The sequence below is a fragment of the Draconibacterium halophilum genome (assembly GCF_010448835.1).
Taxonomy (GTDB): Bacteria; Bacteroidota; Bacteroidia; order Bacteroidales; family Prolixibacteraceae; genus Draconibacterium; species Draconibacterium halophilum.
The window spans coordinates 3,880,088-3,894,977 of the sequence record NZ_CP048409.1 but is presented as its reverse complement, the minus strand read 5'-3'; the positions used below and the strand labels follow the sequence as shown (position 1 = coordinate 3,894,977).

Annotated in this window: 13 protein-coding genes; 2 read left to right on the top strand and 11 right to left on the bottom strand. The window is 38.6% G+C overall.

Features of this window, described 5'->3' with window-relative positions; all coding sequences use genetic code 11:
* Positions 1-33: 33 nt before the first annotated feature.
* From G0Q07_RS15785 to G0Q07_RS15765, 5 genes are all read right to left on the bottom strand, one after another.
* Positions 34-786: a hypothetical protein gene (locus tag G0Q07_RS15785; RefSeq protein WP_163347968.1), complete on the bottom strand. Its 753-nt coding sequence runs from the start codon at positions 784-786 to the stop codon at positions 34-36.
* A gap of 653 nt (positions 787-1,439) precedes the next feature.
* Positions 1,440-1,793: a SpoIIAA family protein gene (locus tag G0Q07_RS15780; protein WP_163347965.1), complete on the bottom strand. Its 354-nt coding sequence runs from the start codon at positions 1,791-1,793 to the stop codon at positions 1,440-1,442.
* 30 nt (positions 1,794-1,823) lie between these two features.
* Positions 1,824-2,249, bottom strand: coding sequence for an OsmC family protein (locus G0Q07_RS15775; RefSeq protein ID WP_163347963.1), 426 nt, complete (start codon positions 2,247-2,249; stop codon positions 1,824-1,826).
* 159 nt (positions 2,250-2,408) lie between these two features.
* Positions 2,409-3,215, bottom strand: a complete 807-nt coding sequence (locus G0Q07_RS15770) for a family 1 encapsulin nanocompartment shell protein (RefSeq protein ID WP_163347961.1) — start codon at positions 3,213-3,215, stop codon at positions 2,409-2,411.
* A 15-nt stretch (positions 3,216-3,230) separates the two neighbouring features.
* Complete coding sequence (locus G0Q07_RS15765) at positions 3,231-3,524, bottom strand: encapsulin-associated ferritin-like protein (RefSeq protein ID WP_163347959.1); 294 nt, start codon at positions 3,522-3,524, stop codon at positions 3,231-3,233.
* Between the two features lie 1,150 nt (positions 3,525-4,674).
* Here G0Q07_RS15765 and G0Q07_RS15760 point away from each other — a divergent pair.
* Positions 4,675-5,910, top strand: coding sequence for a cation:proton antiporter (locus G0Q07_RS15760; RefSeq protein ID WP_163347957.1), 1,236 nt, complete (start codon positions 4,675-4,677; stop codon positions 5,908-5,910).
* 20 nt (positions 5,911-5,930) lie between these two features.
* Positions 5,931-6,062 carry a hypothetical protein gene (locus tag G0Q07_RS21095; protein WP_262887972.1) on the top strand — a complete coding sequence of 44 codons (132 nt, stop codon included), beginning with the start codon at positions 5,931-5,933 and terminating at the stop codon, positions 6,060-6,062.
* Positions 6,063-6,298: 236 nt separating this feature from the next.
* On the opposite strand, the gene zwf is transcribed toward G0Q07_RS21095, so the two are convergent.
* From zwf to G0Q07_RS15730, 6 genes are all read right to left on the bottom strand, one after another.
* Positions 6,299-7,834, bottom strand: a complete 1,536-nt coding sequence (zwf, locus tag G0Q07_RS15755) for a glucose-6-phosphate dehydrogenase (protein ID WP_163347955.1) — start codon at positions 7,832-7,834, stop codon at positions 6,299-6,301.
* Positions 7,835-7,933: 99 nt separating this feature from the next.
* Entirely contained in the window at positions 7,934-9,331 is a 1,398-nt protein-coding gene (gene gndA, locus G0Q07_RS15750; RefSeq protein WP_163347952.1) for an NADP-dependent phosphogluconate dehydrogenase, read from the bottom strand.
* Positions 9,332-9,401: 70 nt separating this feature from the next.
* Positions 9,402-10,520 (bottom strand): transaldolase, encoded by a 1,119-nt coding sequence (gene tal / locus G0Q07_RS15745; RefSeq protein WP_163347950.1) that lies wholly within the window; start codon positions 10,518-10,520, stop codon positions 9,402-9,404.
* Positions 10,521-10,586: 66 nt separating this feature from the next.
* A complete protein-coding gene (tkt, locus tag G0Q07_RS15740) occupies positions 10,587-12,608 on the bottom strand; it encodes a transketolase (protein WP_163347947.1) in 2,022 nt (673 codons plus the stop codon).
* 503 nt (positions 12,609-13,111) lie between these two features.
* Positions 13,112-13,522 (bottom strand): DUF2188 domain-containing protein, encoded by a 411-nt coding sequence (locus G0Q07_RS15735; RefSeq protein ID WP_163347945.1) that lies wholly within the window; start codon positions 13,520-13,522, stop codon positions 13,112-13,114.
* Positions 13,523-13,756: 234 nt separating this feature from the next.
* Entirely contained in the window at positions 13,757-14,695 is a 939-nt protein-coding gene (locus G0Q07_RS15730) for a mechanosensitive ion channel family protein (RefSeq protein ID WP_163347943.1), read from the bottom strand.
* Between the last annotated feature and the right edge of the window lie 195 nt (positions 14,696-14,890).

Here is a 14,890-nt window from a genome sequence, read left to right as displayed (position 1 = left end):
AATTGTTTTAGTCTGGTTACTTTATAAAACGGGCTAATCGTTTTCAATTACTATTAAATCTCTGTTTGTATCATTCATGTAATTTTTAATTCCCTTACATTTTGTTTTATTCTGAATAGTACTGAATGTAATATCAATGCCTTCACAGTATTCGTGGTAGTACGATTGTATATCTTCAGACACTTTTTTATTCTGTGTTTTTACAACAAATAGTACTTCAAGCTTTGATTGTGTCTTTTTACATATATCAACAAGCTGATTACAGAGTTGTTCCGAAGGTTTTTTCTCGGGTGGGCCTACAAACAATATTTTTTTGGAAGTGTCTCCTTCAAAAGTTTCGGGTAAAATAAATAAGGGGTTTTCAGCAGTGTCAATTATTTTTTCCAAACATCCGTTTTGTCTTTTGCACGAATCCTTAAAAGAGCTGTAGGTAGATAAAACGATGTTGTGGTGCCCGTTAATTATTGGTTTGTAATTAAGAACTGAGTTAAGTTCTCCTTCAATGGACAGGGTATTTATCTTTTGCTTTTCAACTTTGAAATGCTCTAATAATCTGTTTTTTAAAGCTCTTAATTCGTTCTTTGTTATTTTTTTTAAGTGATGGCTAAGTTTACGCATCATTAAGTGTCCCCAGCCCGGATTCTGATAGGTTTGTAAAATTGTAACAGGAGACTTTTCATGATATAGAAATCTCATAGCAAAAGAAGTAGCGTGCCAACTTCCATCCGAAAAATCTGCCAGTATTAATATTGACGGTTGATTATTTAATCTTGCACTCATTTCCACAAATGTTTTGTTTCATCCAAAATTACGTTCATAAAAAAGCAATTACTACAGGTGAACTCCTAGCAAAAGGTAGGAATATTCCTACCTTTTGTTTTCATTTTAAATCAAGCATTCTTAAGAGGTCACGCGATAGATTTCGTAACCAATGTTTTTTTGAGGTGGTTTTTGACCTAATAAAAAAATGCCTGCAAATCCTTTGATATACAGGCATTTAAATTTAAAGGTATTGTTTCAGAAAGTATGTAACATAAAAAATCGAGTAATTATAACTTGATCCTTTTTTCAGTTCTTATAAAGAACTGATTCATGAAGATTCCCCAATATAGAATGGACAGTCCCCATTTTTTAGTGGCTTCTCTTGTTTCTAATTATACGGATTTCATTATAGCCTGGTTCGAAGCTAACGACGTACGTTTTTGATGTACTTTCTTATTTTTTCAACTCAGATTCTCACCCAGGTTGGTTGTATAGATTATTTTTTTTTGATTTTCCGGAGGGAACTCAGAAAATGCACGTAAATCCTCCAAATTGTGTCGTCAACTTCAAGAGATGGAATTACGAGAGCGGTTTCCGGGAATTAATAGATGAAATTTTAAATCCCATTCATTTTGTGCTCATTGGTGTTGAGCTGTTGGGAATTGCAATTCCTGTTATTATTTAATCCATTTCCTTGCCTCGTCAATTTCATGATAATCAAAATATTTAATATCTCCTGAAACAAAGGGTCCAGCCAAACCTGACCACATTTTTTCCCAATGAGTTTTCCCAACAACCGCAATTTTTTTCATGTTGTTAAAAAATTTCAGGTAGGTTTTAATATCTGCTCTGAATGCTTTAGGCTCAATTCCATCCACATAATCTAACTGAATATAGAGTCTTATTTTTCCATAATCTCTTACCGTTTTTTCAATTAATGGCGTAATTTTATCGTAGTCGGATTTTGACAACTTGCCATCAACTGCAATGGCCACAACATCATTTTTTGTAATATCAAGCACTTTAAACATGGCTACTGATTTTTAGTTATTTTTTTATTTCTATACTAGTTTGGCATTTAGGGTTATTTCTAAAGAATCCAGAGCCTGCGAAACAGGGCAATTTTCTTTAGCTGTTTGTGCCAACTTTAAAAATTCGTCTTCTTTAATTTCCGGAATTTTTCCTTCGGTATCCAATGCACTTTTGGTTATTTTAAAACCATCTCCCACCTTTTCTATAGTAACTTCAGCCTTGGTTTCTATTAATTCAGGATTGTACCCTTTCTCTGTTAAAAGCCCGGAAAATGCCATTGAAAAACAACCAGCGTGCGCTGCTGCAATTAATTCTTCCGGGTTGCTCCCCTTACCATCTTCAAATCGCGAAGAAAAATTGAAAGGAAATTCCTGGTTTGAAGTTGGTAATTTAATCAACCCGTTTCCCTTTTTCAAATTTCCATTCCATTTAGCTTGGGCTTTTCTTTTTTTCATCGTATTATATTTTTATGGTGTTATTTTATTCGTTTTGTAAAAGCGATGCAGTAATTGCATGCTAAGAACTCAATTGCGCGAGTACCGTCTGAGAACATATATTTTCTTATGCTCTACTTCCACTCTTTAATCCTAAATCGGTTCTCTTGGTCGCATCTTTCACGAAGCAGAACGTGTAAGAACAACAATCGCTTCCGGACTTAGCACTCTGAAAGTAAATGAACCTGTAAGGAATAATTTAACTTTCGATGTGGTATGACTATCGTAGCCAAGTGTGTAATCCTGGCCAATTACTAATTCATAATCACCCCCTCTTTCGGAGAGTAAAAAAGAATTTTTGTTAAAATGATTAATCAATACATTGCCACCAAGAACATCCTTCAATTGTTTCTGAATTGGATAGCCTTCGGATAATTTTATCAACTCAAGCCATTCCATTTCATTAATAACTAAAGTATATGGCCCCTGAACTGCTTTTTTGTCGAGATGAATAATCTGGTTTCCAATCTCTTTTAAAAATGCATTTGCGTCAGCCGGAAGGGATACCGGATTTCCTTCTGCTGCTTTTTCCAAGCCGATTATTTTTGCGGGTTGAAAACCTTCGTAAATGGCTTTTTCTTCGAAAACAGCCAACTCGCGGGCTGCTTTTTCAAGTGGCGACAAATCAATGTCTATTGCACCACGTTCAATATTATCAAGTTCCCAAAGGTCAAGTTCAAATGGTTTTCGCACTTCAGTTAAAGGCAGAAATTCTCGTACTCCGTAATTCACTCCTTCCTTGGGTTGATTTTTAGGAAAATCAAGTCTTCCCGTTGATATTCCTCCCATTTCCAAACCATTAGGGCCATTTATATCTGCAAATTTTCGTGCTGTCGAATAGTTTCCTAATATTTGTTTTGCTTGTGTTGTTATTTCGCTCCAGGCTTTTTCGCTTACTGGGGCAAGTGATTTTCTTAAAATATTCATGACTTTTAAATTTTATTATTCGTGTTCTTCAATTTTTACAATATCTTTTTCGGTAAACAGATATTGTTTCATTTTTTCGTTCCATCCATCCATGTTTCTGCGCAGCCATTCCAAGGCCATACAGGCATGTTCTATTTCTTCCAACTGGTTGTGCTTTAGTATTTTCTTTAAATGTTGGTCGGATGTAACAGTTAATCGTTGCTGGTACCAATCAATGGCTTCAACTTCTTCTTTAAGTGTAACTAATGCACGGATGTAATCTCGTGTTTCTGACGATAGTTCGGTTGGTGGTTCGTGATAATTTTGCATAGTATTAAAATTTAATTATTGATTTTTTTCTGTATTAGAATTGCTTTTACTTTATTATCATATCTCGTTGCATGACTTTTTTGTAAGTTATTTAGGTGCTTTTTACCAATTTCAGATTGTTTCGCATTGTTACGGGCTGTTCCCGGTTCGTCCTAATTTTAATTCTTAATGGTGGTAGAATTCATTTTTTTCCATCAATATATTTTAAACCGGCTTCTGTTAATTGAAGGGGCCTTTTTTTTTAACCGGAGTTTACTTTCTGTCCAATTATCTTTATTGAATGGTTTGTTTTCATGATAATATATTTATGGTTTATATAATTGTCTACCCATTGTGTTTTATACCAATCCATTAATATGCCATACTCGATTGTTTATCAAACAAGCTCAACTATTTCTTCTGCACATAGTATTAGGGTTAAGTTTTAAGTAATAATTTGGCTTAAGAGAAAATAAATTTGATATGACTTTTTGTGGTTAGGGTTCTCCATTTGTGGAAAATAATACACAATAAAAATTGCCTTTACACATCTTCCTCTATTGTAGTTACAGCGATGAGTTTTTATATGCTGACTCATTCATGAATTTTAGGATATGTGCTGAGAAAAGAGACAGTGGCTGTTGTTTGCAAGAAAAACATAAAACAATGATACAAAAGTGAGGTATTTTATTTTTTCCTGTTTTTACCAATCCTGTGTTTTATGGCGTTCGGAATTTAAGAACAATTGATACTGGAAGAAGCTTGTTATAATGTCTCTCATCAATGGTTTGAAAGCTTTTAGTGCCTAATGCAAAATAACTCTTGAAACTGTAATTATCTATTCGAGTTGAAGATTGATTCCACAAATACCTGTAGATTCTTGTACACGTTATGTTGATTTTTCCCCAATATTCTATTTCTGAGAAAATAGCTTAATTCATTAAGTGTAATTATATTAACGCTTTCTCAAATGCTTCAAAACCAATTACAACCTGAATAATATTATCCATATTCAGCATATTCAATACAATCAAAACTATCATGCATTCATTGTGGTGTGATTTCTGATTACTTCGATATTTATTATTTCTTCTTCCATTTAATTATGACACAGAAAAATCATTTCACAGTATTCACCCCTAATAATTGGTAATTATATACAGACATTAATATGCATTTAGACATTTGGTACATTTTATTGATTCTTTTGGTAACGGCACGATTATTTAGTGAACTTGCACGACGGATAAAAATTCCATCGCTTGCCGGCGAAATGACTGCCGGAATTGTGATAGGATTAGTTCTTACCAACTTTTCGGGAACTTTTCCAGATCTGGCCCAAATTCATGAGAACGAAGTATTTCAAGCTATTACCGAGCTTGGAATGTTTTTTCTAATGCTTTTTGCCGGAATTGAGCTGCATTACAAATCGCTGAAAAAAGCATCAGGAAATGCACTTTGGGTGGCAGTTGGAGGAATGATTATTCCACTTGGACTTGGCATGGGCTTAGGATGGTTTTCTTTGCCTGATTCCGAGTTAAAATCAGCACAAGTTTTTTTCCTGGGAGTTGCTCTTGCAATTACGGCTGTACCTGTTGCTATCAAGGTTCTGCTGGATTTGAACAAACTTCAGTCAAAATCCGGTCAAACTATCGTTTCAGCGGCTGTCATCGATGATATAATTAGTTTATTACTCTTGGCATTACTTACCTCTTTCATGCGAACGGGTGAGCTACCTACCTTAAAAGGTTTGGGAATTTTATCGGCAAAAATTGCGTTATTTTTTGCTATAACTATGGCCATTGGGCTTTATATTTTGCCTTATGTTGCAAAAAACTGGTTGCATAAGATGGGTGTTGCCGAATCAGAAATGAGTTTTTTACTGGTGGTGGCGCTGGGTTTTTCAGTGCTTGCCGAAGTACTTGGAATGCATTTTATACTCGGTGCGTTTATTGCCGGTTTATTTTTTGCAAAACGTGAGGTTAAAGAAGACGTTTACGAGGACGTAAAAAAGAAAGTTCAAGCTATAACCTCTGGTTTTTTGGCGCCAATATTTTTTGCTTCTATCGGACTAAGTCTCAATATTTCAGCACTTGTAAATATTCCACTATTTGTTGTAGGCCTCATTCTTATTGCTTCGATAGGAAAAATTATGGGAGCGGGCATGCCTGCAAAACTCACCGGACTTTCAACCAATGATTCTTTAATTGTGGGAAATGCAATGAATGCCCGTGGCGCAGTAGAATTGATTATTGCCGATATTGCGCTCCGTGCCGGATTATTTGAACAACCTGGCGATTCAGAACTGGTGGCTAACCTTTTTTCTGCAGTGGTCATCATGGCGATAGTAACCACACTAATTACCCCTCTTATTTTGAAAAAACTGGCAACTCCAAATTCATCATGAAAGAATGAGAAATAATTTAAATGAGAAAAGATTTACAAAAGGCTGCCCGAATTGCAAAGGCGGAAGATGCAGAGGTGAAGGGTGAAAGTGCAGTAAATATACAGAAAGGAGTAAAAAGGATCTTTAAGCAAATTACAACAACCTGGCATTAATGACCAGACAAAAATGTTTAAGCCGGAATTTATTGTTGTGTTAAAAACAAGATAAAATGCCAGAAAATAAAGCAGCAGACACACTAACTCAAATCGTTTAACAAACAAAATTTAAGTTTTTCGATGCTTTTTCATCTCCGGATTTCTATTGTTTTTTGGGCTTATTTTATATTTTAACTACAGCAACAGGTTCGATTATAGTTTTGCCAATACTTATAAAATATCAATACATTTTTTTATTTTGTTGTTAATCTTGAAGAATTATCCAATGGTTCGGTAAAAGTATGCCAGTAAAAACCATCATGTGCTATCAAGGCTTCAGCTTCCGGCGGTCCCCAGCTTCCGGATTGGTAGTTGGGAAATTTTTGTGGTGGATTGCTCGCCCAAACATCAAGAATGGGCATAATAATACTCCACGCCTCTTCTATCTGATCTGAACGCATAAAAAGAGTTGCCTCTCCAAGTATTACATCGTTTAACAAGGTTTCATAAGCATCTGGCGGATCATTCTTATAAGAATCACTGTAATTGAAAATCATATCCACTGGTTTTAACCTCATGTCTAATCCGGTTTTTTTGGCCTCAAAATGTATTCGAATTCCCATTTGTGGTTGAATGCTTATTACCATTAAGTTTTGATCTACCAATTCCCTTACACCAGATGGGAAAATTTTATGCGGAACTTCCTTGAACTGGATGGTAATATATGATGTTTTTTCCTGAAGCCGTTTACCGGTTCGCACATAAATGGGCACTCCCTGCCACCGCCAGTTGTCTATATAAAAACGAACTGCAGCAAATGTTTCGCTTAGCGATTCATTATCAACATTATCTTCATCGCGGTAAGCTTTTACCTCTTGCCCTTCAATCCAGCCTTTATCATATTGTCCGCGCACCGCATTTACATATACATCGTTTTCTGAGAATCGACGAATGGCATTTAATACTTCCAGTTTTTTATCGCGAACACTGTTGGCATTCAGATCTACTGGAGGTTCCATACCCACCAGGCAAATAAGCTGAAGAATGTGGTTTTGAATCATATCACGCACAGCACCAGCCTGTTCATAATAAGAAGCCCTGTTTTCAACACCTACTTGTTCCGAAACATTTATTTGAATTTGTTCAATAAAATTACGATTCCAAAGCGGCTCGAAAAGTGCGTTAGCAAAACGAAATGCCATAATGTTTTGCACCGTTTCCTTGCCAAGGTAATGGTCGATGCGGTAAATCTGGCATTCGCTAAAAATTCCCTGCAAAACTTTATTCAGTTCTCTGGCACTTTCTAAATCGTGACCAAAAGGTTTTTCAACTACAATCCGGTGTTTCTGACTGTTTTCGGCAATTCCGGTATTATCTAAATGGCCGGCAATTTCTTTAATCAGATAAGGGGAAACCGCCATATAAAAAATACGCGATGCTTCTACATCCCATTCTTTATCCGTTTCGTTAAAAATGTTTTTAAGATTGTTGTAAGACTTGTCGTTTGTAATGTCAGCCTGCACATAGGTGATACATTTCTCAAATTCTTTCCATTTTTTCTTGGTGGCTTTTCCTCTGCGCGAAAATTTATTCACCCCCTCCAAATGTCTTTTATTGTACTCCTCCTGAGCAATATCTTTCATATCTACACTCAGTATTTTGAATTTCTCAGGAAGAAAACCGTCGATGTGCAAATTGAACAAAGCCGGCATCAGTTTGCGCCAGGTAAGGTCGCCATCGCCACCGAAAATTGTTACTATGGTAGGTTCGAGTTCAGATATATTTTTCATTTCATAACAATTTAATATGTTGAATAATACCACTTTCTGCAACCAGGAAATGTTACCGGATTATGCCGGAAAGTGTTTCATTTTTGATATAATAAAATTCTACCATTCGGTATGAAAGGCACCCTCTTCTCCAATTCGTTGGTAGGAGTGCGAACCAAAATAATCGCGCTGCGCCTGAATCATATTTGAGGCAAGATTTCCACTTCGGTAGGCATCAAAATAGCCAACAGATGCCATTAATCCCGGGATTGGAAGACCGGCTTTTGCTACTTGGATCGTAACATCGCGCACGGCTTCCTGCTTTTTATTCACTGCAGAAGAAAGTTTCGTATCGAATAACAGATTGGGTAACTGGGGAACACGTTCGTAAGCTTTCATAAAATCGTCGAGCATGGCCGAGCGGATAATGCACCCACCTCTCCAGATACGCGCTACTTCACCCAGATTTAGTCCGAAATCTTTTTCGTTGGACGCAATGCGCAAGAGTTCGAAGCCCTGCGCATAAGTCATCAGCATTCCAAAAAACAGCGCATGTTCCATTTTTTCAATAAATGTTGCTTTGTCTTCTTCAATTCGGGCAACGGGGCCTTTTAATGTAGCGTCTGCTTTTAATCTTTTGGTTTTGAACGTGGAAAGATGTCGCATGGATACAGCCGTGTCTATAGTTGGCATCGGAGCCTGGAAATCCATGGCAAATTGCGATGTCCATTTTCCGGTTCCTTTTTGTTTGGCACTGTCCAGAATATGATCGATCAGATAACCGCCTTGCTGCTTGTCTTTTTTCTCCAATATATCTGCTGTGATTTCTACCAGGTAGGAAGCCACCAAGCCCTTGTTCCACTTTTTGAAAATGGCGCTCATTTCTGAATTTTCCATGGACAGGCCATTTTTCATCACATCGTAAATTTCTGAAATCAACTGCATGATTCCGTATTCAATGCCGTTGTGAACCATTTTTACGAAATGTCCGGCTGACCCTTTTCCCAACCAGGTTACACAGGCATCGCCTTTTACTTTGGCCGCTGCATCAGTAAAAATAGGGCGTACCAGCTTGTACGACTTCTCGTTGCCTCCCGGCATCAAACTCGGTCCGTGGCGGGCTCCTTCCGAACCGCCGGAGATGCCAACTCCAAGGTACCTGAATCCTTTGCCAACAATTTCTTTTTCCCGGCGTTCAGTATCGTTCGGATGCGAATTCCCACCGTCAATAAGCAAATCATCTTTTTCGAGAAAGGGGAGGAGATCGTCTAACGCTTTATCGACCACATTTGCCGGAACAAGCAGCATTATTTTTCGCGGTTTAGCAAGCCCCGAAATAAAATCTTTTAAGGCTGTAACGCCTTTCACTTTAAATTCGTTGGCCTCTGTATTCAAGGCATCTACTTTTGCTTTATCTAAATCGTAACCAATTGCCGAGTGGCCGTTTTCTGCAATGTTCAGAATAAAATTCCTTCCCATTACACCAAGTCCGATCAGTCCAAAATCATATTTTTCCATAGCTGTATTAAACCGTTATGTTGAATATATTCTCCGGGTAAGTCAAGTAAAATTTCACTTACGCGAAGTCCTAATTTGCTTCTTTTTCAATGCTTTTGAGTAAGCTGTCAAACGGGTCGGTGAATTTTTCGATACCTTCTTTCACCAGTTGATCTGTGATGTGGTCTAAATTGAGTTCAATTTTTTCAAGATCACTAAAAACGCTTAAAGCCTTTTTAACATCCTCGTTGACGGTATTGGGAAGAACTTTACCATGATGTTTAAATGCTTCGATGGTTTCGGCGGGCATTGTGTTTACAGTAAACGGACCAATAAGTGGCTCTACATATCGGGTGTCACTATATCCCTCGGTTTTATTGCTGGTACTCGCCCAAAGTGGCCGTTGCACCCGAGCGCCTTTCGAGGCCAGTTTCTCCCAGCGGTCGCCGCTGAATGCATTCAAAAAACTTTGGTATGCAATTTTGGCGCTTGAAATAGCCGTTTCACCCAGCAGATTTTCTGCTAATATTTTTTTATCGCCGTGTGAATTGGGAATAATATCATCCGACAGTATTTTATCGGTAAGCACATCAATCCGGCTTAAGAAGAAACTGGCTACTGATGCTATTTTATCAATGGGTTTGCCTTCTTCAGCCCGACGTTCCAGAGCTTTCAAATAAGCTTCGGCAACGGCTTCATAGCTTTCAATGGAAAAAAGCAGCGTGATGTTGATGTTAATTCCTTCATACAACATTTCTTCAATGGCCGGAATTCCTTCCGGGGTTCCGGGTATCTTAATCATACAGTTTGGGCGGTCAACCGATTTATACAGTCGTCGGGCTTCGGCCTTGGTTTTTTCTGTTTCCCTTGCCAAATAAGGCGAAACTTCTAAACTTACGAAACCATCTTCGCCGTTTGATGCATCGAACACGGGGCGCAACAGGTCACAGGCTTTCTGAATATCCTGAATGGCCAGTGCTTCGTAAATTTCTTCTGGTTTTTTTCCTTTTCCGGCCAGCGCTTTTATCTGGTCGTCATACAAATGACCGCTGGAAATCGCTTTATTAAAAATACTCGGATTAGAGGTAATTCCTCTCAAACCTTCATTTTTGATTCTGTTTTCCAGTTCTCCGTTTGTAATTATTTCTCTCGATAAGTTGTCAAGCCAGTAGCTTTGTCCATATTCCAATAGTTTATCAAACTTTTCCATAGCTATATTTTATTTTACTTTTTCTGATTGAATTGTTTTCTTTCTTCTGCACGGCAAGCCTTACGTTCATGATTTACTTTGTTCTATTGATCGTTTTACATGATCAATCACATTGTCAACCGTAAAGCCATAATGTTTGAAGTTTTCCTGATAAGGAGCACTTGAGCCAAAACGTTCCACCGATACCACGGTGCCACTGTCGCCAACCCATTCTTTCCAGCCGAGTGAAGCACCTGCTTCTACTGCTGTTCTTGCTTTCACCTTGGGCGGAAATACTTCATTACGGTAGGCTTCGTCCTGCTCCTTAAATAGTTCCCAGCAAGGCATGCTCACTACCCGCGAGTCAATATTCATGTCGCGCAGTTTTTCCTGTGCTTCCAGTGCCAGCGAAACTTCGGAACCAGTCGCCATAAGGACTGCATCAGGCGTATCGCCTTTTTCGTTCGAAAGGATGTAAGCACCTTTCATTACACCTTGAGCCGAGGCATATTTGCTCCGGTTTACAATCGGAACATTTTGCCGTGTCAATACCATCATCGAGGGACCTTCTTTTCGCTTTAATACGGCTCGCCAGGTGTAAGCTACTTCGTTGGCGTCGGCCGGACGAAAAACAAAAATGTTGGGCATGGCTCTAAACGAAGCCAGGTGCTCCACGGGTTGGTGAGTGGGGCCATCGCCTCCCAGACCAATGGAATCGTGGGTGAGCACATAAATGGCTGGCAGTTCCATCAATGCTGCCAGCCGGATCGCCGGGCGGGCATAATCGGAAAAGATGAAAAATGTAGACGCAAAAGCCCGAAGTCCTCCATGAAGTGTCATTCCTGAAGTGGCCGCTGCCATTCCGTGTTCTCTGACTCCCCAGGCGATATTTCGGTTCTGGTAGTTTCCTTTGGTAAAATAGCCTGATTCTTCCATCAATGTTTTTGTTGAAGCTGCCAGGTCAGCACTTCCACCCAAGAGGTAAGGAACGTGCTCAGCAAATGAATTAATAATTTTTGCCGATGCTTTACGCGTTGCCACAGGGCCGTCATCGGGCTTGAATTCGGGAATATCCTTATCCCAGTCTTTATCGAGCTCAAGTGCTCTCCCTTGTTCCAGCAACGCATGCAAGTCCGGGTGTTTTTGCTGGTATTGGTCGTACATCGTCTGCCATTTTTTTTCGAGCTCCTCGCCTCTGTCAATGGCTTTCTGCATGTGAGTTTCCACTTCCTCCGGAACATAAAAGGATTTGTCCTCGGGCCAACCATAGGCTTTTTTGGTTGCTTTTACTTCGTCTTCACCCAGCGCCGAACCGTGTGCTGCTGCCGTATCCTGTGCGTTGGGTGCGCCATAAGCAATGTGGGTGCGTAAGATTATCAGCGAGGGTTTATCTTTTTCCTGTTGAGCGGCCTCATAAGCCTTGGTAATTTTTTCGGTATCGTTGGCACTTTCACCTAAATCCTGCACGTGCCAGTGGTATCCTTCGAATCGTTTTTTTACATCGTCGCTGTAGGTTACTTCGGTGTCCCCGTCAATGCTGATGTGGTTGTCGTCGTAAAGAAAAATAAGTTTTCCCAATCCAAAATGACCAGCCAGTGAAGCGGCTTCACTTGAAGCTCCCTCCATCAGGTCTCCGTCGCTGCAAAAGCCATAAACGTGATGATCAATTATCGGGGCGTCTGGTTTATTAAATCGTGAAGCAAGGTGTGCTTCTGCCATGGCCATTCCCACAGCAGTCATAAATCCTTGTCCCAGTGGTCCCGTCGTTGTTTCAATACCTTCGGTGAGTCCATATTCGGGGTGACCGGGGGTTTTGCTGCCCCACTGTCGAAGATCTTTCAGATCATTCAGCGATAACGGATAGCCGGTTAGATGCAACATAGCATATTGAATAATGGACGCGTGACCACTCGATAACACAAACCGATCGCGGTTAAACCAATGGGGGTTTTTAGGATTGTACTTCATGATATTGTTCCACAAAACATAGGCTGCCGGTGCCAGCGACATGGCTGTTCCCGGATGACCTGAGCCAGCTTTCTGTACAGCATCCATCGCTAAAGTTCTTATCGTGTTAATCGATCGGGTTTCAATATTATCTTTCTTCATAATCTCTGTTTTTAGTTTGATAAGGTTATTTCGTTTTAAACTAAATTCGGTAATAATCTTTTAAAGGATGTAGGAGAAAAACCATGCCAGTATTTTGCAATGTTGGGTTTGCTCTTGCTAACCAACTGTGCAAAAGGAATTCGGAAGATGACCTGTTTTTTAAGTTTCTCAGAAGTGTGGAAAAATTGCGACAAATGAGTAGAATTGAAACTAAAAAATGAAGCATTTATGACTTTCTGTGAAACGATTTTAAAATCAAACTCAGGATTGTAAATAAGGTAATGGAACGGGGCTTGATTGTTACAGGAATGAATTGGCAAGGAGGCCTTTGGTTCGGGTTATACAATCGGGTTATTCATATGGAATGTTAAACGAGCAAAAGGTAAACATTTCTTAGAACCAGATCTTCTTGCTATTGAGATTGAACTTCCATAAAAAAAAATAGCACGAAAAACAGAGCATTTCATCCCTGTTATTTTCGTGCATTAAATATTTTGGCCTTATTAGGATTGATTATATGATAATTTTGATCGAATTGTTCCATTTTTTCGCTGAATAATCAGGCTTCCATGGTTTCTTCTGGCCAAACTTCTGGCTTTTGAAACGGCCTCAATTTTCTTTTTGAAAATAAAACTAACCCGCTTATTTTTCTCCTTTTTTATTGCCCAGCCTTCGGCATGTGGCGTTACATAAATATCCTGACCATGCTTTTTTGAATCAGTAGGTGTATCAGGTACCGTTCTGTTTCGGTTAGCAAGCCAGTCTTTTGCCCTACTAATAGCTGTAGGTATTGCAATTTCTAAATTCATCTCTTTTTCATCTATAAGTGCATTTAAAATTTCAATCGCTTTTTCACGTATATCAGGTAAAAGATTTTTCATCGAAGCGGGGTAGTCTTGTTTTGAATAAGGCATAAATAATATTTTTTAAGTGATTATTGTTATTAAGCTTGATGAAAAAATTATACCAAAATTTATAGAACAAAGCTGCAATGTCTAAAGTCCCGCAAGAAGTCATATTCGTTTATGAAAGAGCAAAAGATGACAATAACCTTTTGTGAAATAATTCTACATCTTTCTTCTGAATTCCACAGTTTTAATACGTGAAAAGCGAAGATATTTAGCACTTTTAGTAGAAAATTCCAGCTATTATTTTGTCTTATTTACCTGCTCTTCCGCTTTTTCCATTGTTAGTTTCAAGGGCTCAATTTCCTCACCCCAATAAATTGTTTGATGTGGGAATGGGATTTCAATTTTGTGTTCATCAAAAACTTCTTTTAACCGTTTGCGGTACTCGCGGCCAATGGTCCATTGCTGGATGGGTTTGGTTTTAATCCGGCCTTTTATAACAAGTGCACTATCGCCAAAACTGTCGAGCCCAAAAATTTCCATAGGTTCAATAATATTATTTTTGAACTCTTTATCCTCCATCATTCCATCGGCAACCTGCTTCATTAATTTCATCACCTTGTTGAGGTCTTCTTTGTAGGCCACGCCAATATCAAAAACCATGGCCGACCAATCTTTGGTCATGTTTGAAACCGAATTTATTTTTCCGTTTTGAAATATGTGTACAACGCCTGATAAATCACGAAGAGTGATGGTTCGAAGCTCAATTTTTTCAACAAGCCCACCCGTTCCGTTAATAATAGCCACATCGCCGGTTCTGATTTGGTTTTCAAGCAAAATAAAAAAGCCGGTAATAAAATCACGCACCAGTTCCTGAGCTCCAAAACCCACTGCCAGCCCAATGATACCGGCGCCGGCAAGAATTGGTGCAATATCGATGTTTATCTTTTTCAGAAAAATCATAATAAACATTGACCAAATGATTATAGCAACTCCTTTTTTTACAATTCCCATTAAGGTGTTTAACCTTTTCTCCACCTCGGTATTTGGTTCATCTGTACGGTGAGCTGTTCTTTTAGCCAATATTGTTTTTAGTTTTTTTACTAAAAAAGAACCAACGCGAAGCGATATCAACAAAAGAACGCTTAAAAGAACAATGGCTGGTAACTCGTTTATTATCCATTCGCTTAAACTTTTTGCAAATGTGGTCCAAAAATCCTGGTTAAAAATCTTTTCCATAGTAATTAATTAAGTGATATTATTCAATTCTAGCTTTATACTATTCCGAGTTGTACCATAAAAGATTATGCCACATTTATAGTACATCCAATAATTCGTATTATGTAATTGATTATTAGTCCTCTAAGTTCTTAGTTTGTGGTTTGATGATTTGGCAAGAGTGTGGAATTTTTCACTCACCACCAATCGCAGATT